At 37.5% G+C, this 25,150-nt stretch carries 26 protein-coding genes; 24 read left to right on the forward strand and 2 right to left on the reverse strand.

Annotated features, from left to right (window positions below):
• Positions 1–11 precede the first annotated feature (11 nt).
• The 6 genes from AC52CF_RS17405 to AC52CF_RS17430 all read left to right on the forward strand — a co-directional run bounded on the left by AC52CF_RS17405 (position 12) and on the right by AC52CF_RS17430 (position 4,951).
• Entirely contained in the window at positions 12–749 is a 738-nt protein-coding gene (locus tag AC52CF_RS17405) for a shikimate dehydrogenase family protein (RefSeq protein WP_235132818.1), read from the forward strand.
• Positions 750–826: 77 nt separating this feature from the next.
• Positions 827–2,632 (forward strand): DUF349 domain-containing protein, encoded by a 1,806-nt coding sequence (locus AC52CF_RS17410; protein ID WP_496517495.1) that lies wholly within the window; start codon positions 827–829, stop codon positions 2,630–2,632.
• Positions 2,633–2,693: 61 nt separating this feature from the next.
• Positions 2,694–3,725 (forward strand): bifunctional diaminohydroxyphosphoribosylaminopyrimidine deaminase/5-amino-6-(5-phosphoribosylamino)uracil reductase RibD, encoded by a 1,032-nt coding sequence (gene ribD / locus AC52CF_RS17415; RefSeq protein ID WP_496517496.1) that lies wholly within the window; start codon positions 2,694–2,696, stop codon positions 3,723–3,725.
• A 103-nt stretch (positions 3,726–3,828) separates the two neighbouring features.
• Positions 3,829–4,017: a bacteriocin-like protein gene (locus tag AC52CF_RS17420; protein WP_496517497.1), complete on the forward strand. Its 189-nt coding sequence runs from the start codon at positions 3,829–3,831 to the stop codon at positions 4,015–4,017.
• Positions 4,018–4,061: 44 nt separating this feature from the next.
• Complete coding sequence (locus AC52CF_RS17425; protein WP_496517498.1) at positions 4,062–4,226, forward strand: bacteriocin-like protein; 165 nt, start codon at positions 4,062–4,064, stop codon at positions 4,224–4,226.
• 122 nt (positions 4,227–4,348) lie between these two features.
• Positions 4,349–4,951 (forward strand): IMPACT family protein, encoded by a 603-nt coding sequence (locus AC52CF_RS17430; RefSeq protein WP_336731301.1) that lies wholly within the window; start codon positions 4,349–4,351, stop codon positions 4,949–4,951.
• Here the strand turns inward: AC52CF_RS17430 and AC52CF_RS17435 are convergent.
• Positions 4,948–5,637 carry a zinc metallopeptidase gene (locus AC52CF_RS17435; RefSeq protein ID WP_336689952.1) on the reverse strand — a complete coding sequence of 230 codons (690 nt, stop codon included), beginning with the start codon at positions 5,635–5,637 and terminating at the stop codon, positions 4,948–4,950. The genes AC52CF_RS17430 and AC52CF_RS17435 overlap by 4 nt on opposite strands.
• A 106-nt stretch (positions 5,638–5,743) precedes the next feature.
• On the opposite strand from AC52CF_RS17435, the gene AC52CF_RS17440 reads away from it, so the two are divergent.
• The 18 genes from AC52CF_RS17440 (at position 5,744) to AC52CF_RS17525 (ending at position 23,924) form a co-directional block, all read left to right on the forward strand.
• Positions 5,744–6,871 carry a GNAT family N-acetyltransferase gene (locus AC52CF_RS17440; RefSeq protein WP_496517499.1) on the forward strand — a complete coding sequence of 376 codons (1,128 nt, stop codon included), beginning with the start codon at positions 5,744–5,746 and terminating at the stop codon, positions 6,869–6,871.
• Positions 6,872–6,913: 42 nt separating this feature from the next.
• Positions 6,914–7,090 carry a hypothetical protein gene (locus AC52CF_RS17445; protein ID WP_185206951.1) on the forward strand — a complete coding sequence of 59 codons (177 nt, stop codon included), beginning with the start codon at positions 6,914–6,916 and terminating at the stop codon, positions 7,088–7,090.
• Between the two features lie 121 nt (positions 7,091–7,211).
• Complete coding sequence (locus AC52CF_RS17450) at positions 7,212–7,583, forward strand: NADH-quinone oxidoreductase subunit A (RefSeq protein ID WP_027380112.1); 372 nt, start codon at positions 7,212–7,214, stop codon at positions 7,581–7,583.
• Positions 7,584–7,687: 104 nt separating this feature from the next.
• Complete coding sequence (locus AC52CF_RS17455; RefSeq protein ID WP_047397471.1) at positions 7,688–8,248, forward strand: NADH-quinone oxidoreductase subunit B; 561 nt, start codon at positions 7,688–7,690, stop codon at positions 8,246–8,248.
• 4 nt (positions 8,249–8,252) lie between these two features.
• Positions 8,253–8,747, forward strand: a complete 495-nt coding sequence (locus tag AC52CF_RS17460; protein ID WP_076393017.1) for an NADH-quinone oxidoreductase subunit C — start codon at positions 8,253–8,255, stop codon at positions 8,745–8,747.
• A 64-nt stretch (positions 8,748–8,811) separates the two neighbouring features.
• Complete coding sequence (nuoD, locus tag AC52CF_RS17465) at positions 8,812–10,035, forward strand: NADH dehydrogenase (quinone) subunit D (protein ID WP_076393019.1); 1,224 nt, start codon at positions 8,812–8,814, stop codon at positions 10,033–10,035.
• Positions 10,036–10,173: 138 nt separating this feature from the next.
• On the forward strand, positions 10,174–10,683 hold the full coding sequence (locus AC52CF_RS17470) for an NADH-quinone oxidoreductase subunit NuoE family protein (RefSeq protein WP_496517500.1): 510 nt from the start codon (positions 10,174–10,176) through the stop codon (positions 10,681–10,683).
• Between the two features lie 102 nt (positions 10,684–10,785).
• On the forward strand, positions 10,786–12,144 hold the full coding sequence (nuoF, locus tag AC52CF_RS17475) for an NADH-quinone oxidoreductase subunit NuoF (protein ID WP_076393023.1): 1,359 nt from the start codon (positions 10,786–10,788) through the stop codon (positions 12,142–12,144).
• Between the two features lies 1 nt (position 12,145).
• Entirely contained in the window at positions 12,146–13,030 is an 885-nt protein-coding gene (locus AC52CF_RS17480) for a hypothetical protein (protein WP_116098510.1), read from the forward strand.
• Positions 13,031–13,072: 42 nt separating this feature from the next.
• On the forward strand, positions 13,073–14,071 hold the full coding sequence (locus tag AC52CF_RS17485) for an NADH-quinone oxidoreductase subunit G (RefSeq protein WP_076393025.1): 999 nt from the start codon (positions 13,073–13,075) through the stop codon (positions 14,069–14,071).
• Between the two features lie 79 nt (positions 14,072–14,150).
• Positions 14,151–15,215, forward strand: coding sequence for an NADH-quinone oxidoreductase subunit NuoH (nuoH, locus tag AC52CF_RS17490; protein WP_087705823.1), 1,065 nt, complete (start codon positions 14,151–14,153; stop codon positions 15,213–15,215).
• Positions 15,216–15,343: 128 nt separating this feature from the next.
• The gene (locus AC52CF_RS17495; protein ID WP_116098492.1) at positions 15,344–15,901 is read left to right on the forward strand and encodes a NuoI/complex I 23 kDa subunit family protein; all 558 of its coding nucleotides are present in this window, start codon (positions 15,344–15,346) and stop codon (positions 15,899–15,901) included.
• Positions 15,901–16,398: an NADH-quinone oxidoreductase subunit J family protein gene (locus AC52CF_RS17500; RefSeq protein ID WP_076393029.1), complete on the forward strand. Its 498-nt coding sequence runs from the start codon at positions 15,901–15,903 to the stop codon at positions 16,396–16,398. Before AC52CF_RS17495 ends, AC52CF_RS17500 begins: the two co-directional genes overlap by 1 nt.
• Before the next feature lie 4 nt (positions 16,399–16,402).
• Entirely contained in the window at positions 16,403–16,732 is a 330-nt protein-coding gene (gene nuoK, locus AC52CF_RS17505) for an NADH-quinone oxidoreductase subunit NuoK (protein ID WP_034703571.1), read from the forward strand.
• A gap of 2 nt (positions 16,733–16,734) precedes the next feature.
• On the forward strand, positions 16,735–18,648 hold the full coding sequence (gene nuoL / locus AC52CF_RS17510) for an NADH-quinone oxidoreductase subunit L (RefSeq protein WP_496517501.1): 1,914 nt from the start codon (positions 16,735–16,737) through the stop codon (positions 18,646–18,648).
• Complete coding sequence (locus tag AC52CF_RS17515; protein ID WP_214588565.1) at positions 18,648–20,141, forward strand: complex I subunit 4 family protein; 1,494 nt, start codon at positions 18,648–18,650, stop codon at positions 20,139–20,141. Before nuoL ends, AC52CF_RS17515 begins: the two co-directional genes overlap by 1 nt.
• 16 nt (positions 20,142–20,157) lie before the next feature.
• Positions 20,158–21,543 (forward strand): NADH-quinone oxidoreductase subunit N, encoded by a 1,386-nt coding sequence (locus AC52CF_RS17520; RefSeq protein ID WP_214588564.1) that lies wholly within the window; start codon positions 20,158–20,160, stop codon positions 21,541–21,543.
• Between the two features lie 77 nt (positions 21,544–21,620).
• The gene (locus tag AC52CF_RS17525) at positions 21,621–23,924 is read left to right on the forward strand and encodes a GAF domain-containing protein (RefSeq protein WP_214588563.1); all 2,304 of its coding nucleotides are present in this window, start codon (positions 21,621–21,623) and stop codon (positions 23,922–23,924) included.
• Positions 23,925–23,969: 45 nt separating this feature from the next.
• Here AC52CF_RS17525 and AC52CF_RS17530 read toward each other — a convergent pair whose 3' ends face one another.
• A complete protein-coding gene (locus tag AC52CF_RS17530) occupies positions 23,970–25,142 on the reverse strand; it encodes a Pycsar system effector family protein (RefSeq protein WP_214591184.1) in 1,173 nt (390 codons plus the stop codon).
• Between the last annotated feature and the right edge of the window lie 8 nt (positions 25,143–25,150).

Here is a 25,150-nt window from a genome sequence, read left to right on the forward strand (position 1 = left end):
AATTTTATCCTATGGATTCCAATAAAAAATTAGGCTTGATCGGGAAAAACATTTCCTACTCTTTCTCAAAAAAATACTTTGAAGACAAATTTCAGAAACTGATGCTGAAAGGCTATTCTTACAGTATTTTCGATTTAAATGAGATCGATGAAGTAAAAAATCTGTTCTCTGCTCCGGATTTAGCAGGATTTAACGTAACAATTCCCTACAAAGAAAAAATTATTGATTATCTGGATGAACTGAGCGATGAAGCGAAGAACATCGGAGCCGTAAACTGTGTATTGATTGAAAACGGAAAGAAAACAGGTTATAATACCGATGCCTTCGGATTTGAAAAGACCTTGCTGCTTCATAAAAAACCACATCATGATTCAGCCATCATTTTAGGAAACGGAGGCGCTGCAAAAGCCGTAAAATATGTTTTGGATAAACACGGAATTCCATCGGTTACGGTTTCCCGAAGCACCGAAATTAATTATGACAATTTAGATGCTGCTACCGTTGAGAATCATAAGCTGATTATCCAGTGTACTCCGGTAGGAACTTTCCCGAATGTGGAAGACTGCCTGAATTTTCCTTTTGAAGGTCTTTCAAAAGATCATCTGATTATTGATTTAATTTACAACCCAAACTATACCAGATTCATCATCAATGCCGCTGAAAAGGGAGCTAAAACAGTGAACGGTTATTATATGCTGGAACAGCAGGCAGAAAAAGCCTGGGAAATTTGGAACTTTCAAAAAAAATAACATAAATTAGTACTATATTAGCTTTTTAGCATTATATTTAGAGGATATTTTAATGCCACTCACATAAACGATTTGCTATGACTACAGAAAACAACCTTTCTGAAAACGAGGAAAACAAGAACTCTAACGAAGTCCTTCAGGAAAAGCCATTGGAAAACACGGAAGTTCAGGATGAAAATGTTCATCATGAAGAGACAGAACATGAAGAAGAACACGAGGATGTAGACATTTCTCTTGCCGATGCCTTAAAGGAAATGGAAAGAATCATCAATGCGCCCAACGCAGGTGAGGATTTCAAAAAATTCAATCAGCTGAAAGAAAAAGCAAGTCATTACATCCATGATGAAGTGGAAGATAAAAAGCATGAATATACAGAAGCCGGAAATGCTCCTGAAAATTTCAGCTATGAGCATCCTTCTCAGGCAAAATTCTCTGCTTTGGTGAATATTTTCAGAGAAAAGCATGATGCCTACCAGAAAGGTCAGGAAGAAGAGCAGAAAAAAAATCTGGAACACCGCCAGAATATTATCGAAAGACTTAAAAACCTTTATACCAACTCCGAACCGGGAACCAATCTTTTCAAATCGATTAGAGAAATTAAAGAAGAATGGTCTAAAGCGGGACAGGTTGCAAAATCTGAATTCAGGATTCTCAACAACAACTATTTCCACCATCTGAACCAGTTTTATCAGATGCTTGATCTGAATAAAGAATTTCTGGAGCAGGAATACAGCCACAATCTTGAAAAAAGACAACACATCATTGAACGTGCAAAACAGCTTGAACATGAGCCTGTAATTCAGAAAGCGCTGAATGAACTTCAGTATCTTCATAAACTCTGGAAAGAAGAGGCAGAACCGGTTGCCGAAGAATTCCGTGAGAAAACGTGGGAAGAATTCAAAGAAATCTCAAACAAGATTCACGAGAGAAAATCTGAACTTTCCGCAGCCATTGAAACGGAGCAGAACGAAAATCTGGAAAAGAAAAATCAGATCATTGCTGAAATTAAGAAACTTTCTGAGCCCGGAGAAAATCCCAACCATAATTACTGGCAGAATGCGATCCGCAGAGTGGAAGAACTTCGTTCGGAATTTCTGAAAACTGGAAGTGTTCCTAGAAAGCTTTCCAACCAGAACTGGAATGAATTTAAAACAATTCTTAGAGGATTCAACACAACAAAAAACACCTATTATAAATCGTTAAAAGGTTCTCAGCAGGCAAACCTGGAAGAAAAATTAAAACTGATCCAGACTGCGAAAGACAACCAGAATAACGAAGAATGGGACATCGCCGTTCCTTTATTCAAAAAACTTCAGGAAGACTGGAAAAAAATCGGTCACGTTCCGAAAAGCATGACGAATAAAATCTGGGACGAATTCCGTGATGCCTGTAATGCATTCTTCAACAATTACCGTGAAAAGAGCAATGCTTCTACGGATAACTGGAAGGAAAATTACAAGCAGAAAAAAGCAATTCTTGATGAACTGAAAACAATCGGGAACGAAGAAGGCAGCATCGAAAGAATTGAAGCCATCAAAACCGCATGGAACAACATCGGAAAAGTACCGAGAGATAAAATCTCCATCAACACAGAATTCAACAAAACGTTGAGAGAAAAACTGAAATTAAATAAAATCAACGAGCTTGAACTTAAAGAAGAAGGATTATCTGAAAACCAGCTTACAGACAAAGCAAGAAAAATCAAGAGCCAGATCTCTGATCTTGAAGCTGAAATCGTAAAACTGGAAAACAATCTGGCGTTCTTCAAAAACCCATCAAGAGAAAATCCTATGTTGAGAGATACTTATGATTCTATCGACGAGAAAAAAGCTCATCTGGAAACTTTAAAACAAAATCTTCACAGCATTATTGCCGGAGAATAACAATATTTAAAAAACAAAAAGAGCGGAGCAAAGCAATTTGACTTCGCTTTTTTCATTCAGTATGCAGGACGAATTTTATATTAAAAGAGCCATCGAACTCGCTGAAAAAGCGACTGGAAAAACCTATCCGAATCCTTTGGTGGGAAGTGTAATTGTGCATAACGGTAAAATTATCGGTGAAGGCTATCATCAGAAAGCGGGAGAACCTCATGCGGAAATTAATGCCATTAACTCCGTTGAAGATCCATCTTTGATTCCCGAATCCACTATTTACGTTACATTAGAACCTTGCGCGCATTACGGAAAAACTCCGCCCTGTGCTTTAAAAATCAAAGAATTAGGCTTTAAAAAAGTGGTTGTCGGAGCGATGGATTCTCATGACAAAGTGAACGGAAAAGGGAAAAAAATCATTCAGGATGCAGGAATTGAAGTGGTTTCAGGCGTTCTGGAGAAAGAATGTATTGATCTCAACAAAAGATTTTTCACTTACCATGAAAAGAAAAGACCTTACATTATTCTGAAATGGGCGCAATCGGGAGACGGATTTCTGGATAAGGATTTTAAACCAACCGCAGTTTCAAATTCTCTTGTAAATCAGCTGGTGCATCAGTTGAGAGCCGATGAACACGCCATTTTGGTCGGAACACAGACTGCTTTAAATGACAATCCCAGCTTAACGGTAAGAAATGTTGAAGGCGTTAATCCTGTAAGAATCTTAATTGATTTTGATCTTAAAGTTCCTCAGAATTTTAAAATTTACAACGAAGAAGCGAAAACCATCGTGATTAATTCTGTAAAAGAAGAAATTGTAGATCATGTTCATTTTATTAAAACCGAAAAAGACAACTTCCTTCAGAATCTTATGGAAGCTTTGTATAAAGAGCAGATTCAGTCTGTAATTATCGAGGGTGGAAAATTCACATTACAGCAGTTTATAGATGCTAATCTTTGGGATGAAGCCATTATTATTAAAAATGAAACTCTTCTTCTTGAGAACGGAACCAAAGCTCCTGTTTTTGACCAGTCAAATCCTTTCAAAACTGAAATTATCAGAGATAACCGCATTGATTTTTTTCTTTCAGAAAACATTTAAATATTTAATAATCAAAAATTTAACATAATAAATATTTTGCAATTTTTCACCATAGTTTGAAATTAATTATGTAGCTTTATGATGAACTAAAAAAATCATCATCATGAAAAATCTGAGAAAATTATCCAAGCACGAGCTCAAAAGCGTTCTGGGAGGAATCGAAACCTGTGATCAAAACTGCATAACAGGATATTACAAATGCTGTATCCCGCGCCAGAAATATTATTGTCTTCCGCTTGGTACAAAGTGTACAAGTCAGGGCGGTCCTTTAGATCCGTCACAAGCTAATTAATTAATTAAAATTTTTAATACTCCAATCAAGTTAATACAAACTATATGAAAAATCTGAAAAAACTTCAAAGAAAAGAGCTTAAAAAGCTTGTCGGAGGAATGGCACCGGTTTGTTGTTCTTATTATCCGCCAAATTTACAAAGATGCTGTAAAACACCTTCAAGTATGAGTTGTCCTCCGCCTTGGCTGGAAGGAAGCTTTCCTTGTTAATCGAATAAAGAGAACTGTAACGGTTCTCTTTTTTATTGCCCATTTCCGGGACTTTTTCTTAAAAATATTTTACCTTTGAACAATTATTCTAACATTCGAAAAAATATTTTTCCTCTTTATATATGTTCAATTTTAAGACGATAGAATCTGCGGTAGAAAATACTTTGTTAAAAGAAAAGGGAAGTAAATTTCTGGGTTTTGCATTCCCTGTGAACAACGAGGAAGAACTGAAACACGCTTTGGAAAAAATCCGTGCAGAACATCCGAAGGCAACGCATCATTGTTATGCTTTCAGAATGGGACTTAACGGAGAAAATTATCGCGCAAATGACGACGGAGAACCTTCGGGAAGTGCCGGACTTCCGATTTACAACCAGTTATTGGCGAATGAAATTACCAATGTTCTGGTTATTTCCGTCCGTTACTACGGAGGAACAAAACTGGGGGTTTCCGGTTTGGTAAAAGCCTATAAAGAATCGGCAAAAATTACACTGGAAGAAGCAAATATCATTACAAAAGAACTTGAAACGACTGTTGAGATTCAGTTTAATTTTAATCAGCAGAATATCATTTTCACTTTACTGTCGAAGTATGATGCCAAAGTCCTGCAATTTGATGCGAATGAAAACTGTATAGTAACCGCTTCCCTGAAACTTTCGCAAAAAGAAAACATCTCGGAAAAGCTATCCGAGATGCAATATGTTTCATTCACATTTAAAGATTAATCTCTTCTTCCTCCCATTAATAAGGAAGCAAAATAAAGAAGCTGTACCAGAGAGCCGATCGCAGCAACAACGTAGGTTCTCGCTGCCCATTTCAAGCTGTCTTTTACGCCTACATATTCTTCGGTAGTTACCGTTCCCGTATCGCGAAGCCATTTCATTGCCCTGTTGCTTGCATCATATTCTACAGGAAGTGTTACAAATGCGAAAAGCGTTGTTAAGGCAAACATAATCACTCCGATGGTAAGAATCAGTTTATTTCCGCTTAATGCCATGATGACAAGTCCTCCCATAATTACAAACTGCATCAGATTGGAGCTTATATTTACTACCGGAACCAATTTAGAACGAAGCTGTAACATAGAATATCCTACTTTATGCTGAACGGCATGACCGCATTCATGGGCTGCAACTGCCGCTGCCGCTGCATTCCTCTGCATGTAAACCGCTTCGGAAAGATTAACTGTTTTATTTTCGGGGTTGTAATGATCTGTTAACTGCCCCGGAACCGACATTACCTGAACATCATTAATTCCGTTGTCTCTCAGCATTTTTTCCGCCACTTCCTTTCCGGAAAGCCCGTTTCTGAGGTAGATTTTAGAATACTGTTCAAACTTCGATTTCAGCCTCCAGGAGACAAACCAACTCACCGCCATCGAAACAATAATAATCAAATAATAACCATTCATCTCTGTAATCTTTAATACTATACTTTTCATCCCATATGATGTAAAAACTGTGCCAAAGTATTGTATTAATTTAGCTATATTTGTTCCATAATTTCACGAAAGAATCATGTCAGAAATTTCAGTTATTGAGGTAAAAAACAGCGATCAGCTAAAGCAATTCGTAAGGTTTCCCATGGATCTGTACAAAAACAATCCGTATTACGTTCCGGCTCTTATTAATGATGAGATTAAAATATGGAACCCGAAGGAAAATCCGGCACTGCAATACTCTGAAGCCAAACAGTTTCTTGCCTATCAGAATAATAAAATCGTCGGAAGAATTGCCTTAATGATCAATCATAAGGAAGAACGCGAACTAGGGATAAAGAAAGTGCGCTTCGGCTGGATTGATTTTATTGATGATGAAAATGTCTCTCAGGCACTCATCGGAAAAGCAATTGAGTACGCTAAAGAAAAAAATATCGGAAAAATTGAAGGACCAATGGGTTTCACGAATCTTGATAAAGCCGGAATGCTGACTTTAGGCTTCGATAAACTGGCAACGATGATCGGAATTTACAATCATGATTATTATCCGAAACATCTTGAAAAGTTAGGTTTAACCAAAGAAAAGGAATGGGTGGAATTTGAAATTATGTTCCCGGATTCTCTGCCGGAGAAAATTTACAAATTCAATGAATTAATTTCCCAGAAATACCATCTGAAAGTTTTAAGATTTAAATCTAAAGAAGAAATCCTACAGTATGTGGATGCGATGTTTGATCTGCTGGATGAAACGTACAAGCACCTTTCTACCTACACTCCTATTTCGGACGAACAAAGGAAAACCTATAAAGAAAAATATTTCCCTTTAATCGATAAAGATTTCATCGTGTGTATCGCAGATGAAAATAACAATCTGATTTCTTTTGCTATTACAATGCCCTCCTATTCAAAAGCTTTGCAAAAATCTAAAGGCAAACTGCTCCCTTTCGGATGGTGGCATTTTTTACAGGCAGGAAAGAAAAACGACAGAGCTAATTTTTACCTGATCGGAATTCACCCCGATTATCAGAGACGCGGTGTAACGTCCATTATTTTTAAGGAAATCTGGGATATTTTCAATAAAAAAGGAGTGAAATATCTGGAAACGAATCCTGAACTGGAAGAAAATAAAAGCATTCAGCTTCTTTGGCAGGATTACAATCCCGTAAACCATAAAAGAAGGAGAACCTACGCTCTGGAAATCAAATAATTTTTCATCATCAAAAAGTAGACTTATTATAAGTTTTAAAATATGAAACCACAACTCATCATTTTCGGAATTTTAATTGCCGGATTCATTGTTTTCAATTTATTTTTCCAGTTACCGGACGACAGAACCAATACAGCAGTGAATATTATCTATGCAAGTCTCCTTTTTGCCTATATTTCCTTTATGGCGTATTCTCTCATCAGAAAAATGAAAAAATAATCGTTATTTTTAATGATTCTAAATTATCCGTTTTATCCATTTTCTAGCTACTTTTAACCTCATAAATTTCATGCTTTCTTGTTTATTCGCTAAATTTGCAAATTGAGATAATAATGCAAAAATGAATTTACCTGAAAGTTATATTCCAATCCTTATACAAGCAGGTGTTGCGATCGGTTTCGTAGCCATTTCTTTGCTTGGAGCGCATTTTTTAGGTCCGAAACAGAAAAAAGGAAATTCTGTGAAAAACCAGAGCTGGGAATGTGGAGTCCCGGTAGAAGGAAATGCAAGAACACCGTTTTCCATTAAATACTTTTTGACGGCGGTATTATTCGTATTATTCGATATTGAAATCGTATTTTTTTATCCGTACGCAGTAAACTTCAGAGAATTCGGAATGGAAGGATTCCTTGCCGTTCTTACATTCGTGGCAATCTTTTTCATGGCATTTTTCTATGTGTGGAAAAGAGGCGCTTTAGATTGGGATAAATAAGAAATTATAAATTTTAAATTACAAATTTTAGATGGCGATTTTCGATTAAAGTTTACATTAACAATAATTTAGAATCTAAAATTTAAAATCTAAAATCTACTAAAATGTCAGATAACAAACCAGTAATAAGAACAGATGCACCTGCTCCGGAAGGATTTGAAGGAGAAGGGTTTTTCGCAACGAAACTGAGCAGTGTAATCGGGATGGCAAGAAAATTTTCTCTTTGGCCGTTACCATTTGCAACCTCTTGTTGCGGTATTGAGTTTATGGCTACGCTGAATCCAACATACGATGCTTCCAGATTTGGTATGGAAAGAAACTCTTTCTCTCCAAGACAGGCAGATATGTTGATGGTTTGCGGAACAATATCCAAAAAATTAGGACCTGTCCTGAAAGAAGTATACACTCAGATGGCAGAACCGAAATGGGTAGTTGCAGTTGGAGCCTGCGCTTCCAGCGGTGGTATTTTTGATACGTATTCTGTTTTACAGGGTATTGATAAAATTATTCCGGTAGACGTTTACGTTCCGGGATGTCCTCCGAGACCTGAACAGATTATTGAGGGCGTAATGCAGGTTCAGGCTTTGGCAGAAAGCGAAAGCATCAGAAGAAGAGATATGCCTGAATATCAGAAATTACTAGATTCTTACAATATTAGCAACTAACGGAATGACAAACGAATTTGTATTAGAAGCAATTACAAGAGAATTTCCGGAGTCTGTTATTGCAAGTTCAGAGCCATATGGAATGCTGACGATTGAGGTAAAAAAGGAAGACCTGAAGAAAATCGTTCACTATCTGAAAGATTCATCACTGGAAATCAATTTCCTTACCGATGTATGCGGAATCCATTACCCTGAGTTTCCGGAAAAGGAAATCGGAGTGGTTTATCACCTGCACAACATGATGACGAACTTCAGATTACGTCTTAAAATATTCATGTCCAGAGAAAACATCGAGGTAGATTCTTTAGTGGAACTGTATGCAGGAGCCAACTGGATGGAAAGAGAAACGTATGACTTCTACGGAATCAAATTTAAAGGACATCCGGATCTGAGACCTATTTTAAATATGGAAGATCTTGGTTACCACCCGATGCTGAAAGAATATCGTTTGGAAGACGGAACAAGAACGGATAAGAACGACAGCATGTTCGGAAGATAAAAAAGCGAATGGCGCCAATGGCAGCGAGCCAATAGCCAGAAGCAAATAGCTAAAAGCAATCATTATGAAAGATAACTCATTATCTAATATACTCAACCAATACGAAAGTAAGGAACAGATTGACGGACAGTTATACACCCTCAATTTAGGACCTACCCACCCTGCAACGCACGGTATTTTCCAGAATATCTTAACGATGGACGGAGAAAGAATCCTTCATGCAGAGCAGACTGTGGGATATATCCACAGAGCATTTGAGAAAATTTCTGAAAGAAGAAACTACTCTCAGATCACTACCCTTACCGACCGTATGAATTACTGTTCTGCGCCGATTAACAATTTAGGTTGGCACATGACGGTTGAAAAACTAATCGGCGTTGAAGTTCCTAAACGTGTAGACTATATGCGTGTTATTTTAATGGAGCTTGCAAGGATCGGAGATCACCTGATCTGTAACGGTGTAACGGGAATGGACTCCGGAGCAATCACCGGTCTTACTTATATGTTCATCGAAAGAGAACGTATCTACGATATGTATGAGCAGATCTGCGGCGCGAGAATGACGACCAATATGGGAAGAATCGGAGGTTTTGAAAGAGATTTCACTCCAAAATTCCATGAGTTATTAAAGGATTTCCTTAAAACGTTCCCGCCAAGATTCAAAGAATTCTGTACATTATTAGAAAGAAACAGAATCTTTATGGACAGAACCATCGGAGCAGGATCTATTTCTGCAGAAAGAGCATTAAGCTATGGTTTCACAGGTCCTAATTTACGTGCAACAGGTGTGGATTATGACGTGAGAGTTGCGCAGCCTTATTCTTCTTACCAGGATTTCGACTTTATCATTCCGGTGGGAACTTCCGGAGATACCTACGACCGTTTCATGGTTCGTCAGCAGGAAATCTGGGAATCTATCAAAATCATCAAACAAGCATACGAAAACCTTCCTGAAGGACCATTCCACGCGGATGTTCCGGATTTCTATCTTCCTGAAAAGGCAGATGTTTACAAGAAAATGGAAGCACTCATTTACCATTTCAAAATTGTAATGGGAGAAACAGATGTACCTAAAGGTGAAGTTTACCATGCTGTAGAAGGCGGAAACGGAGAATTAGGTTTCTATCTGGTGAGTGATGGCGGAAGAAGCCCTTACCGACTGCATTTCAGAAGACCTTGTTTCATCTACTATCAGGCGTATCCTGAAATGATTACAGGTTCTGTAATTTCAGATGCGATCGTTACGATGTGTAGTATGAATATTATTGCGGGAGAATTAGACGCATAAAAGAAATTATAGATTTTGGGTTATAAATTTTAAATTAATCTAAACTCTTTAAATATAAATTAATATCAAAATTGATAAGATTTTTAGAACTAAGATTTTCATCTAAAATCTAAAATCTAAAATCTAAAATCTTTAAATATGAGCGAAACAATAGCTTTTAAACCGGAAAGTTTAACACAGGTACATAAAATCATCGCAAGATATCCTGAAGGAAGACAAAAATCTGCCCTTATTCCTGTACTTCATTTGGCACAGAAAGAATTCGGAGGCTGGTTAGACGTTCCGGTAATGGATTATGTTGCAGAATTATTGAGTATCAAACCTATCGAAGTTTATGAAGTAGCTACTTTCTATACCATGTTCAACATGAAGCCGGTAGGTAAATATGTTCTGGAAGTTTGCAGAACCGGACCTTGTATGGTTTCGGGAAGTGAAAAAATCCTAGACCATATCCGTACAAAACTGAACATTAAAGACGGACAGACCACGGAAGACGGAATGTTTACTTTAAAACCTGCTGAATGTCTGGGAGCTTGTGGATATGCTCCGATGATGCAGCTTGGAAAATTTTTCCATGAAAATTTAACGATAGAAAAAGTAGACGAGATCCTTGATCTTTGCAGAGAAGGACAGATCGCTTTAGACTAACAGAAATTTTAAATTCTACATTTTAGATTTTAAATTATTCACTTAACGTTTAATCATAATTAATGCAAGAAGCCAAAAGCCTATTGCAAGAAGCAAATAACAATGAGTAAAAAACTTTTACTTAAAAACGCACATATTGAAGGCATCCGCTACTTTGAAACCTACCGTAAAAACGGCGGTTACGAAGCTGCTGAAAAGGCTTTAAAAATGACTCCTGACGAAATTCTTGAAGAAGTAAAAGCTTCAGGACTTCGTGGACGTGGTGGAGCAGGATTCCCAACAGGAATGAAATGGAGTTTCCTTGCAAAGCCGGAAGGCGTTCCGAGACACCTTGTTGTAAATGCCGATGAATCTGAACCGGGAACATTCAAAGACAGATATCTGATGGAGTTTCTTCCTCACTTACTGATCGAAGGAATGCTGATCTCATCATACTGTTTAGGTTCCAATGTTTCTTATATCTACATCCGTGGAGAATATTCATGGATTCCGGATATTCTTGAAGAAGCAATTGAAGAAGCTAAGGCAGCAGGATTTTTAGGTAAAAATATTTTAGGAACCGGTTTCGATTGCGAAATTTACGTTCAAAGAGGTGGTGGAGCATACATCTGTGGTGAAGAAACTGCATTGCTTGAATCTCTTGAAGGTAAAAGAGGAAATCCGAGACTGAAACCGCCATTCCCTGCTGTAAAAGGACTTTGGGAAAGACCAACGGTAGTAAACAACGTTGAATCTATTGCGGCCGTTGTTCCAATCATTGAAATTACAGGAGCTGAATACGCTAAAATAGGAGTGGGAAGATCTACAGGTACGAAATTAATTTCAGCTTGTGGAAACATCAACAAACCTGGAGTTTATGAAATCGACATGACTATTACGGTTGAAGAATTCATTTACTCTGAAGAATATTGCGGCGGTATTAAGGACGGAAAAAGATTAAAAGCCTGTATTCCGGGAGGAAGCTCAGTTCCGATTGTTCCTGCCAATTTATTATTAAAAACCGTAAACGGAGAACCAAGATACATGAACTATGAATCTTTGGCTGACGGTGGATTTGCTACCGGAACCATGATGGGTTCAGGAGGGTTCATCGTTTTGGATGAAGATCAGTGTATCGTAGAACATACCATGACTTTAGCGAGATTTTACAATCACGAAAGTTGCGGACAATGTACACCTTGCCGTGAAGGAACGGGATGGATGTACAAGATTTTAAAGAAAATCGAGAAAGGAGAAGGAAAAATGGAAGACATCGATCTACTTTGGGATATCCAAAGAAAAATCGAAGGAAACACAATTTGTCCGTTAGGTGATGCAGCAGCATGGCCTGTTGCAGCGGCTATTCGTCACTTCAGAGATGAATTCGAATGGCACATCAAAAACCCAGAATTGTCTCAGACACAAAATTACGGTTTAGCACATTATGCAGATCCAATTCCTGCTGTAGAGAAGAACGCTTAAGATGAAAAAGATATTGGCATTAGGTCTAATGATGTCGGGTTTTGTTTTCGGACAGGTAAAAAAAGATACATTAGAAGAAAAAGAATATAAACTGGAGGCTACTCCATACAAAGCTGAAAAGAAAGAAAAACCTTTACCCTTAAGCAAAAAAGGTCAGGTTTTCGTTTTCTACGGATGGAACAGAGCGGCTTACAGCAATTCTGACATTCATTTCTCAGGAAACGGTTATGATTTTCAGTTAAACAATGTCTCTGCGAAAGACAGACCAACAAAATTCGGAATTGTTTATTTCGATCCAAGTTGGTTTACAGTGACACAATATAATTTCAGACTTGGTTATTTTATTAAAGATAATTTAGCTTTGGTTTTAGGAATTGATCATATGAAATATGTAATGAACCAGGATCAGACGGTTGGGTTCTCAGGAAATATTTCAGATCCGAAATATGCAGCCATGGTACAGAACGGGCAGGTAAATCTTGCTGATGAAAAGTTCCTTACTTTTGAGCATACAGACGGATTAAATTATGAAAACGTAGGGCTTGAAAAATACAAAAATCTAGTTCATAAAAAGAACATTGATCTGGTATGGTCTTATGGAGCCGGAATTGGGTTTATGTTTCCGAAAAGTAATGTAAAGCTTTTTGGTAACGAGAGAAGCGACCGTTTTCACGTTGCCGGAATGGGAACCGATTTAAGATCCAGTCTTAACCTTGTATTCTGGAAAAACTGGATGCTAAGAGCAGAAGTAAAAGCCGGATACATCAATATGTGGGACATTAAAACGACATTAAATAATAAACCGGATAAAGCCAGACAGGATTTTGTTTTCGGACAGGTTCTTGCCGGAATAGGATATACATTTAATACAAAAAAGTATAATTAAAACAGAGCTTAATTGCTAAGGCAAAAGCGAAAAGCATAGAATATGAGCGAAGAGGTTAAAAAATTCAAAATAACGATAGACGGACAGACTACTGAAGTTTTGCCGGGTACTTCTATTCTGGAAGCTGCAAGACAAATCGGCGGAAAATCTGTACCTCCTGCAATGTGCTACTACAGCAAACTGGAAACCAGTGGCGGAAGATGCAGAACCTGCCTTGTGGAAGTTTCCAAAGGATCTGAAGCAGATCCGCGTCCTATGCCGAAATTGGTGGCAAGCTGCAGAACCAACGTTATGGATGGGATGGAAGTAAAAAATCTTACTTCTGAAAAAGCTCAGGAAGGAAGAAAAGCAGTTACCGAATTCCTTTTGGTAAACCACCCTTTAGACTGCCCTATCTGCGATCAGGCGGGAGAATGTCACCTTCAGGATTTAGGGTATGAACATGGAAATCTTGAAACCAGAACGGAGTTCGAAAGAAATACGTACGATGCCGATGATTTGGGTCCGCACATCAAACTGAATATGAACCGTTGTATTCTTTGTGCAAGATGTGTACTCGCTGCAAACCAGCTTACCGGAGAAAGAGAACACGGAATTTTGTTCAGAGGAGATCACGCTGAAATTTCAACCTACTTAAATAAAGCTTTGGATAATGATTTCATCGGAAACGTAATCGACGTTTGTCCTGTAGGAGCATTAACCGACAGAACAGCACGTTTTTCAAGCAGAGTATGGTTTACAAAACCGATGAACGCTACCTGCAAATGTGATAAATGTTCCGGAAAAGCTGTAGTCTGGATGAAGGGCGATGAAATCGTGAGAGTTACCGCAAGAAAAGATCAGTGGGGAGAAGTTGAAGAATTTATCTGCGACACCTGCCGTTTCGACAGAAAAGAACTTTCTGACTGGAACATTGAAGGTCCGAGACATATCGACAGACACTCAGTAATTTCATTGAACCACTACGAAAAGCCTAAAGATGAACTGAGAGTTTTAGACAATCCGATGGCAAAGGAAATCAGTGAAAAAGACGAAAAATAATACTAAATTATAAATTTTAAATTATAGATTTTAAATGAATTACAATCTATAATCTAGAATCTAAAATCTAAAATTCAGAATGGATTTACTTACATTTAAACTTATACTTGTATTTGCGCTTTTCCTGCTTTCGTTAACGATTGCAGCCTACTCTACCTGGGCAGAAAGAAAAGTAGCTTCTATCATGCAGGACAGAATTGGTCCCAACAGATCAGGACCTTTCGGATTGCTTCAGCCTTTAGCCGACGGTGGAAAGTTTTTCTTTAAAGAAGATTTTACCCCTGCCAATGCAGAAAAATTCCTTTTCGTACTGGGACCGGCTTTGGTGATGTTTATTTCATTAATCACAGGAGCAGTTATTCCCTGGGGTAAAAGTTTAAATATTGCAGGTACTTCTTATGATCTTCAGGTGGCAAACATCGATGTCGGAGTATTATTCATCATCGGAATGGCTTCCATCGGGGTTTACGGAATTATGATCGGAGGTTGGGCTTCCAACAACAAATATTCATTATTAGGAGCGATCCGTGCTTCTTCTCAGATGATTTCTTATGAATTGGCAATGGGATTGGCTTTGCTTTCCATCATTATGATGACGGGAAGTTTAGATTTAAAAGAAATTACGGAAAGCCAGACAAACGGAAAACTATGGGGATTCATTCCTTGGGTTTCGGGGCTTAACTGGAATATTTTCTACCAACCAATTGCTTTCTTAGTATTTATTGTAGCGGCTTTGGCAGAAACCAACAGACACCCTTTCGATTTACCTGAGTGTGAATCTGAATTGGTAACAGGATATTCTACAGAGTATTCTTCCATGAAATTAGGATTGTATATGTTCGGTGAATACGTGAATATGTTTATTTCCAATGCTTTCATGGTTGTTCTGTTCTTCGGAGGTTACAATTATCCCGGAATTGAATGGGTTACTCAGAACTGGGGAGAAAATACGGCCGGAATTTTAAGTATTGTGGCGTTTTTAATTAAAACCATCATCGGAATTCTGATCTTTATGTGGATCAGATGGACACTTCCGAGATTCAGATATGATCAATTAATGCACTTAGGATGGAAAACTCTGATTCCGATGGCATTGGTCAACTTATTAATTACAGGTGCTGTAATTTTAGCATTTGGAAATTAATTAATGTATCTAAACCTTATAGGTTTTAAAAACCTATAAGGTTTGTGTATGAATAGAATATTAAAAATTAAGATAACAGGCAAGATTCGTCTAAAATCTAATGTCTAACATCTAACATCTATAATTAAATGAAACTTACGAACAGATCAAAAGTTGTTTCTAATAAAGAAATGACCCTTGCTGAAAAAATCTACTTACCTGCGATTTTTACAGGAATGGGGATTACATTTAAGCATGCTGTAAGAACCGTATTGAAAGGTGCTCCCGCAGTATATGCGTATCCGGAAGTACAGAAACCGAGAGCAGATATCTGGAGAGGTCAGCACGTTTTGAAAAGAGACGAGGAAGGCAGAGAAAGATGTACGGCTTGCGGACTTTGTGCGGTGGCATGTCCTGCAGAAGCAATTACCATGACTGCTGCAGAGAGAACCAAGGAAGAAAAGCATCTTTACAGAGAAGAAAAATATGCATCGGTATATGAAATTAATATGCTGAGATGTATTTTCTGTGGTATGTGTGAAGAAGCCTGTCCGAAATCTGCGATCTATCTTACCGACAGATTGGTGGATGTAGAAACCAACAGAGGTTCTTTCATTTACGGAAAAGATAAATTGGTAGAAAAAATAAATGAAAGGATTGACATCACAGAAAGACAATCCGAGAAACAAAAAAATGCGGTAAAATAATGGATCAGTTTTTATTTTTCTTGGTGGCGTTTTTAGCAGTGGCAAGTGCGGTTTACTTCGTTTTTGCAAGAAATCCTCTGTACGCTGTTTTGTCATTAATTGTTACAATGTTTTCTATTGCGGGCATGTACATCCTTCTGAATGCACAGTTCCTTGCGATTATCCAGATTATTGTGTACGCCGGAGCAATCATGGTATTGTTCCTTTACATTCTGATGATGCTTAATCTTAATAAACAAGACGAAAGTAAGAAGGGCAATACTTTAAAATTTGCCGGAGTTTTTACAGCAGGACTTTTGTTAATTGGAGTTTTAGGCGTTTTCAGAGGTGTTCAGCAGAACCAGATCGTTGTTGAAAATGTAGACAACGGAGTTGGTTTGACGAAAAATCTGGGAAGACTTTTGTTTAATGAATATGTTTTGCCGTTTGAGCTTGCATCCATCCTTATTCTGGCAGGTATTGTAGGTGCGGTATTAATCGGTAAAAAAGATCTATAAAATTATGGGAGAAGTAAATACATTTATACAAAGCGTCCCTCTGAATTATTTCATCATACTTTCATCAGTACTGTTCTGTTTGGGAGTTTTAGGAGTATTGCTGAGAAAAAACGCGATTGTTATTTTGGGTTGTGTAGAGCTTATGCTGAATTCTGTAAACCTTTTACTGGCTGCGTTTTCTGCATATAAAGGTAATGGCGACGGACAACTTTTAGTTTTCTTCATTATGGTGGTTGCTGCTGCGGAAGTAGCGGTAGGTCTGGCAATTATTGCTATGCTGTATAGAAATACCCGTTCTGTTGATGTAAGTATATTTAATAAATTAAGAGGATAAGAATGGAAAATTTAGTGTATGCAATAATACTTTTACCACTTTTAGGTTTTCTTATAAACGGACTTTTCGGAAAAAATCTTCCAAAAATTGTTGTTGGTAGTTTAGCTACAATAATGGTTTTTGCATCTTTCTGCATCGCAGTAAGTATTTTCATGAATTTTGATTCTGAAAGCCAGCCTGTTATTGTAAAAGCTTTTGAATGGTTCAGAATAAACGGAGTTCAGATTAATTTCGGATTCCAGATCGATCAGTTATCATTAATGATGGTAATGATCATCACAGGAATCGGATCTTTAATTCACCTCTACTCTATCGGATATATGAGCCACGATAAAGGTTTCTATAAGTTTTTCACTTATCTGAATCTGTTTATCTTCTCTATGTTGTTATTGGTAATGGGAAGCAACTACTTAATCCTGTTCATCGGATGGGAAGGTGTAGGATTGTGTTCTTATCTACTGATCGGATTCTGGTACACCAACGAAGAGTATGGTAAAGCGGCAAGAAAAGCGTTCATCATGAACAGAATTGGTGACCTTGCTTTATTAATAGGTATTTTCATGTTAGCTTCACAGACAAATGCTGTGGATTATTTAACAATCAAAGAAAATGCAGGAAAATTTGAATTGGACGGAACGGTAATCATTTTCATTACAACGAGTTTATTTATTGGTGCTACCGGTAAATCTGCTCAGGTTCCATTATATACATGGTTGCCGGATGCGATGGCGGGACCTACTCCGGTTTCAGCGTTAATTCACGCAGCTACCATGGTAACGGCAGGTATTTATTTAGTGGTAAGATCCAACTTCTTATTCACTTTGGCACCTACCGTTCAGGGAGTAATTTTATTCATCGGATTCTTAACGGCTGCTTTAGCTGGATTCTACGCGCTTCGTCAGAATGACATCAAAAAAGTATTGGCATATTCTACCGTTTCTCAGCTTGGATTTATGTTCATCGCATTAGGTCTTGGAGCTTATACAACTGCGATGTTCCACGTAATGACACACGCTTTCTTCAAGGCATTATTGTTCTTGGGAGCAGGTTCTGTAATCCACGCGATGAGCAACGAACAGGATATGCGTTTTATGGGAGGTCTGAAAAAATACATCCCGATCACACACGCTACATTCCTTATCGGAACATTGGCAATCTCAGGATTCCCTTTGCTTTCAGGGATGATTTCCAAAGACGAAATTTTAGTGGCGGCTTTCGCTAAAAATCCGGTATACTGGGTAATTTTATTTGTTTTAGCGGCTGTTACGGCTACTTATATGTTCAGATTATATTATCTTACTTTCCACGGAGAGTTCAGAGGTACTGAAGAACAAAAACACCACTTACACGAAAGCCCTTCGAATATGACATTACCATTGATCGTATTGGCTGTTCTTTCCGTTTTGGGTGGATTAATTAACCTTCCTCACTTCATCGGTCACGGTCATTATGCCAAATTAATGGAATGGCTGAAGCCTGTTCTTACCGAGGAAAGCTTTAAACAAATGGAAGCAACTCTTTCGGGAGTTCCGTTTGGGACTGAAATGATACTTTTAGGAGCAACAGTTGTAATGTTCTTCTGCGTTTGGTTCCTTGTTAAAAACACTTATGTGAATAAGAAAAAACAAGCATTACCTGAACAGCAGTACACAGGATGGGAAAAACTATCTGCTAAAAAATTATACATTGACGAAATTTACAATGCATTAATTGTAAAAACTGTTGAAGGATTAGGACGCGGAGGAAAGATGTTTGATAAAGGTATTCTTGATCGTTTTGTAGACTTCGTAGGTGAAGGTGCTGAAGACAGCGGAAAAGCTATGAAGCGTATCCAGAACGGAAATGTTGAGAATTACATCTTAATCATGTCTTTGGCTGTGGGAATTATACTGATTGTTAACTTTATATTACAATAATGTCTGGTTTATTATTAACACTATTACTATTACCTCTGGTAGGTTCGGGATTAGTTTTTGCATGGAAAGATAAATCCAGCAAATATTTGGCACTGGGAATTGCGTTGGTACAAATGCTGATTACCTTCTACATCACTGCGGATTTTGATTTTAATCCTACAGTAGACAGCGTATTGCAGCACGAGATCAACTATCCCTGGTCACAATTCATGAAGAGCTCTCTTCATTTCGGAATCGATGGGATGAGTTTACTTCTTTTATTGCTGACTAATATTTTAGCGCCCATCATTATTTTATCTTCATTTAATGAAAATGTAAGCTACAGAAATACATTCTATGGTTTAATTCTGCTAATGCAGTTTGGTCTTGTAGGAGTTTTCACTTCGCTGGACGGTTTGCTGTTCTACATTTTCTGGGAAGTTACTTTGATTCCGATCTGGTTTATTGCCGGAATCTGGGGTCAGGAAAATAAAAGATTTGAATTCACTACGAAATTCTTCGTTTATACCTTCGTTGGATCATTATTCATGTTAGCAGGATTGATTTATGTATACAATCACTCTGCATCTTTTGCGCTGACAGATCTTTATAATGCACAGTTAAACGAAACACAACAAACCGTTGTATTCTGGTTCATTTTCTTTGCTTTTGCAGTGAAATTGCCGGTTTTCCCTTTCCACACATGGCAGCCGGATACGTATACCTATTCGCCAACACAAGGTTCGATGCTTTTATCAGGGATCATGCTGAAAATGGCGATCTACGGAGTTATGCGTTATCTTTTACCGATCACTCCCCTTCCGATTGCAGGAATTTCAGGACAGATTGTGATTATCTTAGCTATTGTGGGAATTGTTCACGGGGCTTTAATCGCGATTATCCAGACTGATATGAAGAGAATTATTGCATATTCTTCTTTCTCTCACGTTGGATTAATGGTGGCAGGTATTTTTGCTTCAGCCGTAATAACCTTAAGAGGAAACTTCAATATCGAAGGTGCTGAAGGAGCTTTGGTACAGACTTTTGCTCACGGTATTAACGTTGTAGGTTTGTTCTACTGCTGCGATATTTTATACAAAAGATTTAAATCAAGAGACATCAGACAGATGGGAGGTTTGGCGAAAGTTGCTCCTAAGTTTGCCGTATTGTTCCTGATCATTATATTAGGTTCAATGGGAGTTCCATTGACCAATGGATTCATCGGGGAATTTATTCTGCTGAAATCGGTGTACGATTTTAACGGATTGGCAGCAGTAATTGCAGGTCTTACCGTAATTCTTTGTGCGGTATATCTATTGAGATTCTACGGAAAAGCAATGTTCGGACAGGGTGATGAAGCTGTTTTAAGCACAGTAAAAGATCTTTCCGCAACAGAATTCTCTGTATTGGCAAGTTTAGCGGTTTTTGTGATTGTATTTGGTATTTTCCCACAACCGATAATCGAAATGGTGAATAGTTCGTTGAAGTTTATCTACCAATCAATGGTAAGCTAATTTGATATTTTAAGAAATGAGTGTTTTAATTATTGTTTTCCTAACGGCAGTTGTTGCGTTATTTTCAGGAGTTTTTGAACAAGGGAAATTCGCAAGGTACATTGGGATTTTGGGATTAATCATCGCATTATGGGTAAGTTTCATGCCGGAATGTGCTTTCTTCGGACAGTACAAACATATGTATGACTACACCGCCAATACTGCGCTATTCACAAAAATATCAATCGTAACGACATTATTGTTATTCTTTCTGGGCGGTTTTGCATTCAGCAACCACAGAAGCCACCAGTCTGAACTGTATGCTTTAATGCTTTTCGCTCTTTGTGGCGGGATTATCCTTTTCGGATATCAGAATATGGTAACGCTGTTCTTAGGAGTTGAAATCCTTTCTATTCCTTTGTATGTAATGGCGGGAGCTAACAAAACAGATTTGAGATCCAACGAAGCTTCCATCAAGTATTTCCTTATGGGCGCATTTGCAACAGGTTTCCTATTATTCGGGATTGCATTCATCTACGGAAGTGTAGGAAGTTTCGATTTATATAAAATTCAGGATTTCGGAGTTTCAAACCCTAAAGATGTGATGTTCATCTTAGGCGTTCTTTTGATTCTTTGCGCATTGGCATTCAAGGTTGCATTAGCGCCTTTCCATATGTGGAGTCCGGATGTTTATTACGGAGCGCCTTCATTAATCACCGCTTTCATGGCGAGTGTGGTAAAAATCTCAGGATTTTTCGCATTGTTCAGATTAATGACAATAGGATTTGGCGGAGTTACCGAAAACTGGATCAATGTATTCGGAGTATTCTTAATCATTACATTGCTTTTGGCAAACGTTATGGGACTGGCTCAGACAAATGCGAAAAGAATGTTGGCATACTCTTCAGTTTCTCACGCAGGATACATCGGTTTGGTATTCTTCGGAATGACAAGTCTTTCTACTTATAATCTAGCGTTCTATTTATTTGCATACGCTTTGGCTACAGTAGGAGTTTTCATGTGTCTGATTTATGTTGAAAAACTGAAAAGAGAAACCTCTTTCGGAGCGTTCAAAGGATTGGCAAAAACAGAACCTTTATTGGCAGCTACGGCAGCGATTTCCATGCTTTCAATGGCAGGAATTCCTTTAACCGCAGGTTTCATGGGGAAATTCTCTTTATTTTCTCAGGCAATGAATTCTCAACACGGAGTTTTCCTTGTTTTGATCGCTGTTTTAGGTTCAGCCGTTTCTATTGCTTATTATTTGAGACTGATTATTTCCATGTTCTTCTTCAAAGAAAGTACATTTAAATCTTCAGAAAAAGTAACGATCACGTACAATATCGTAGGAGTATTTGTTATTGTATCCATTGTTGTTCTTGGAGTTTTCCCGGATCTGTTTGCAAGACTTTTCGGATTATAAAAAATCATATTAAAATAGAGAACCACAACCTTTAAGTTGTGGTTTTTTTTTTACCTTTACTCTAAATTTCAGTTTTTGTGTCACAGCTATATAAAAAAGACACTCCATTTCAGGTTTTTATTTCGTTCAAAAAATATTTGGATGTGTTGGAACACATTCGATACAATGACCGTTTGGAATACCGTGCCAATTATGCTGAATCTTTAATTGAGAAAACCAAAAACTTCAATGAATTCCGCAACGGATTTCAGGATGTATCTCTATTGGAAAAAAATGAAGACCTCATCAAACTTCTTCTTGCAGACCTATTCCCTACCGGACTCACCAATAACGAAATAAAAGCGGCAAGCGTTCCGATTTCCAATGTCACCTTTAATTACACGGATCGTTTTAAAGCGATTTTGAAAGATGCCGGAAAAGATTTCGAAATCGGACTGCGTGATATTGATGATGATGAATTCTATGTTTTCTGCTGCTGTCTCATTTTACAGAGTTACTTCAAAAAAGATATAAAAAGTACCATTCCTTTTTATTATGATATTCCCAATGCGCAGGGAATCATGAAGCATTATAAAATAACGGTGAACGCCGATTTTACGGAAATATTTCCCGCAGAAGGCACAAAAATTCCTTCCGATGAAATTCTGGATATTCTGCTGGAAAATTTAGACGACTTTAAACTGTGGAAGAAACATTTTCCGCCGGAATCCTGGATTTTAAAAGGATTTACCATCATTTCTCTCGTTGACTGCACCAGTGAAATTGCACTCTCTGATCTGAAATCTACTATGATTGAAGTAGATACTGAAAATTTCTCGCAGGACGAAAATCTTATTGAAATATTTAAGTCATATTTTGATATTCCGGAGCTGAATTTTGGTTTGATGCTTTACAACAAGAAAGAACAGAAACTGGAAAAAATGCCGGTCTATGAAAATATTTTTACCAATCATGTGCTGAATTTCTGGATTAATTCTATTGACGAAGACACTAGAAAAAACACCATCATCAATCTGCACTATAATCCAAAGCCCATTGTAGTTTCTAACCTCAACTATCTTGAGGAAGAGGCAAAAGCGAAACCTTCTTTCAGTATTTTGAAGGAAAATAAGATCAATAGCTTTATGGTCATTCCGATTGTGAAAGACAATGAGCTTCTGGCTATTATGGAATTCACCTCGCCGATTCCCAACAGTTTCAACGGTCTGAAATTAAAAAAAATGGAATCATTCAGCAACATGATTATCTTCTCGCTGAGCCGGTTCAGTTTTGAAAAAAATTATCAGATTGAAGCAATCATACAGCGTGAATATACAACGATTCACGACAGTGTGGTATGGAAATTCAGAAACGAGGCTGAAAAGTATTTTAACGCCTCTCTTGGTAAAAAAATGTATTCCTTAAAGGAGATTTCTTTTAAAAATCTGACACCGCTTTTCGGATTTTCAGACATCCGTTCTTCTTCGGAAAAAAGATATAATCTCATGCTCGAAGATCTCAACCAGCAGATTGAATCCCTTCATGCGATTTTTAATTTAACCAAATCGGACTCGGAAAAATTTTTACCGGATTTAGATATTTTCGAAAATGAGCTCAATAATGAAATAAAAGCTGATACCGAACAGAGATTCCAGCGATTATTAAGGGAAGAAATTCATCCTTATCTTCAGGCAAAACTGGAAATAAAGTCTTCCAGTGAAGTAAAAGCTAAGATTAAAGATTATTTTGCACAGGTTTTCCATCAGACCGATCTGTTTTACGCCAACAGAAAAAGTCTGGATGATTCTATAACACTGGTTAACCGAAAACTTGCGGATGTTCTGGATGAAGCCCAAATACAGGCACAGCAGATTTTTCCGCACTATTATGAAAGGTTTAAATCTGATGGGGTGGAGCATAATTTGTATACCGGGCAGAATATTGCTCCCGAACTGCATTACCATTCTAAAATTGTACATAAACTTCGTTACTGGCAGCTAAAGACCATCTGCAATATGGAAATTGAATTCCATAATTTTAAGAAAGATCTTCCAGTTTGTCTTGATATTGCTTCGCTGATTTTTGTGTATAACGAAAAAATAGATATCCGCTTCAGAATGGACGAAAAACGTTTTGATGTAGACGGAGCTTACAATTCTTATTACGAAATCATCAAAAAACGCCTTGATAAAGCGCACGTAAAAGATTCCACCGACAGAATTACCTGCCCCGGAAAAATAACCATCGTTTATTTTGGTATGGAAAACCAGAGAGAATATCTCGATTACATCAATAAATTACAAAAGAAAGAAGTTCTCCGGAATGATATTGAATTCTTAAAAGTAGAAGATTTGCAGGGAATTACAGGACTTTTAGCATTAAGAGTTTCATTAGCACAATAAAAAACTCATCCGATCCGGATGAGCTTTAATCTTTTTACATTCTATTTAGAGGCTTAAAAAAGCATATCCGAAAGAGAGAACAGAAATTACGATTCCTGCCATAAAAATCTTATAGGTAATGGATAAAAGCCTGTATTTTCTGTCTAAAACCTTTCCTAAAAAATACAAATCTTTCACCATAGAATCATAGATATAATCGCGGTCTTTGATGAGAACATTCATTGCATTCTGATAATCATCAAAAATCATCCTGTTGAAATTTCCGAAGAATAAAAGATTCACCTTTCTGTCGGCAACATCCTGTAAGCTGAATTTTGCTTTAGTTACATTCGGTTTTGTGGATAATATGGCAAAAATGATGGTAAGAACCGCAGATAAAAGCAGGATAAAACTCGGAATAATAAGATGTGAATTCTTAGGCGTATCCAGCTTCGGAACCAAAACAGAAAGACAAACCGAAATGATGATGGCATTTACAGAAAGAAGGATATTCGCTTTGCTGTCGGCAATATCACTCAGTCTTGTATGGTTGCTTAAAGTGACTCTGAATAAAGTATCTACACTTCTGTCGGATTTCGGTTCTTTTTCCTTTGACTTTTTGTTTTCAGAACTCTCTTCTTTATCCTCATCTTTTTCCAATTTCTTTTTAATTTTTTTGATGTTCTTCTCCTTCAAAGGCTGCCATTCTTTTTTTGCATACTCTGTATAGAACTGATGTTTATTTTTCAGCATATCCAGATTTCCGGCATTCCATTCGTCGTTAGAATAGCATCGTACATTGGTTAGCTCCCACTCTTTTCTCAATGCATCGGAAATATCGTTATAATCGTGGCTTGCAAAATGGCTGCAGTCTGCGTCTTTCACTATTTTTTCCAGAAGATTTTGCGGAACGTACGTTATTTTAGTTGCTAAAATAAGCTTGGAAACATCTTCGATATAGTTTTCGGGATAGTTTTCCTGCTGCAGAAAATCTTTCATAATCTTTACTCCTGCTTCTTCATGATTTTTGGCACACTCTATGTAACCTGTATCATGAAACCAGAGAGCCAGAATCACTTTTTCCTGATCTTCATCAGAAACCGGAGTGTTTTTGAGAATTTCTTCGGCCTTATTTACTGTAAAGGTAGTATGTATAAAATTATGATAAGAATATACTGAAGATAGTTTATCTTTGAATAAGGTTTCGACATAGTCTTTGGCTTTTTTTAAAATATTCATCATCGAAA

The sequence above is a fragment of the Chryseobacterium sp. 2P genome, assembly GCF_059579425.1.

What these genes read in the sequence shown, in the direction of transcription:
- AC52CF_RS17405 (WP_235132818.1), top strand. Translation starts at nt 12, where the DNA reads ATGGATTCCAATAAAAAATTAGGCTTGATCGGGAAAAACATTTCCTAC.
- AC52CF_RS17410 (WP_496517495.1), top strand. Translation starts at nt 827, where the DNA reads ATGACTACAGAAAACAACCTTTCTGAAAACGAGGAAAACAAGAACTCT.
- ribD (WP_496517496.1), top strand. Translation starts at nt 2,694, where the DNA reads ATGCAGGACGAATTTTATATTAAAAGAGCCATCGAACTCGCTGAAAAA.
- AC52CF_RS17420 (WP_496517497.1), top strand. Translation starts at nt 3,829, where the DNA reads ATGAAAAATCTGAGAAAATTATCCAAGCACGAGCTCAAAAGCGTTCTG.
- AC52CF_RS17425 (WP_496517498.1), top strand. Translation starts at nt 4,062, where the DNA reads ATGAAAAATCTGAAAAAACTTCAAAGAAAAGAGCTTAAAAAGCTTGTC.
- AC52CF_RS17430 (WP_336731301.1), top strand. Translation starts at nt 4,349, where the DNA reads ATGTTCAATTTTAAGACGATAGAATCTGCGGTAGAAAATACTTTGTTA.
- AC52CF_RS17435 (WP_336689952.1), bottom strand. Translation starts at nt 5,637, where the DNA reads ATGAATGGTTATTATTTGATTATTATTGTTTCGATGGCGGTGAGTTGG.
- AC52CF_RS17440 (WP_496517499.1), top strand. Translation starts at nt 5,744, where the DNA reads ATGTCAGAAATTTCAGTTATTGAGGTAAAAAACAGCGATCAGCTAAAG.
- AC52CF_RS17445 (WP_185206951.1), top strand. Translation starts at nt 6,914, where the DNA reads ATGAAACCACAACTCATCATTTTCGGAATTTTAATTGCCGGATTCATT.
- AC52CF_RS17450 (WP_027380112.1), top strand. Translation starts at nt 7,212, where the DNA reads ATGAATTTACCTGAAAGTTATATTCCAATCCTTATACAAGCAGGTGTT.
- AC52CF_RS17455 (WP_047397471.1), top strand. Translation starts at nt 7,688, where the DNA reads ATGTCAGATAACAAACCAGTAATAAGAACAGATGCACCTGCTCCGGAA.
- AC52CF_RS17460 (WP_076393017.1), top strand. Translation starts at nt 8,253, where the DNA reads ATGACAAACGAATTTGTATTAGAAGCAATTACAAGAGAATTTCCGGAG.
- nuoD (WP_076393019.1), top strand. Translation starts at nt 8,812, where the DNA reads ATGAAAGATAACTCATTATCTAATATACTCAACCAATACGAAAGTAAG.
- AC52CF_RS17470 (WP_496517500.1), top strand. Translation starts at nt 10,174, where the DNA reads ATGAGCGAAACAATAGCTTTTAAACCGGAAAGTTTAACACAGGTACAT.
- nuoF (WP_076393023.1), top strand. Translation starts at nt 10,786, where the DNA reads ATGAGTAAAAAACTTTTACTTAAAAACGCACATATTGAAGGCATCCGC.
- AC52CF_RS17480 (WP_116098510.1), top strand. Translation starts at nt 12,146, where the DNA reads ATGAAAAAGATATTGGCATTAGGTCTAATGATGTCGGGTTTTGTTTTC.
- AC52CF_RS17485 (WP_076393025.1), top strand. Translation starts at nt 13,073, where the DNA reads ATGAGCGAAGAGGTTAAAAAATTCAAAATAACGATAGACGGACAGACT.
- nuoH (WP_087705823.1), top strand. Translation starts at nt 14,151, where the DNA reads ATGGATTTACTTACATTTAAACTTATACTTGTATTTGCGCTTTTCCTG.
- AC52CF_RS17495 (WP_116098492.1), top strand. Translation starts at nt 15,344, where the DNA reads ATGAAACTTACGAACAGATCAAAAGTTGTTTCTAATAAAGAAATGACC.
- AC52CF_RS17500 (WP_076393029.1), top strand. Translation starts at nt 15,901, where the DNA reads ATGGATCAGTTTTTATTTTTCTTGGTGGCGTTTTTAGCAGTGGCAAGT.
- nuoK (WP_034703571.1), top strand. Translation starts at nt 16,403, where the DNA reads ATGGGAGAAGTAAATACATTTATACAAAGCGTCCCTCTGAATTATTTC.
- nuoL (WP_496517501.1), top strand. Translation starts at nt 16,735, where the DNA reads ATGGAAAATTTAGTGTATGCAATAATACTTTTACCACTTTTAGGTTTT.
- AC52CF_RS17515 (WP_214588565.1), top strand. Translation starts at nt 18,648, where the DNA reads ATGTCTGGTTTATTATTAACACTATTACTATTACCTCTGGTAGGTTCG.
- AC52CF_RS17520 (WP_214588564.1), top strand. Translation starts at nt 20,158, where the DNA reads ATGAGTGTTTTAATTATTGTTTTCCTAACGGCAGTTGTTGCGTTATTT.
- AC52CF_RS17530 (WP_214591184.1), bottom strand. Translation starts at nt 25,142, where the DNA reads ATGAATATTTTAAAAAAAGCCAAAGACTATGTCGAAACCTTATTCAAA.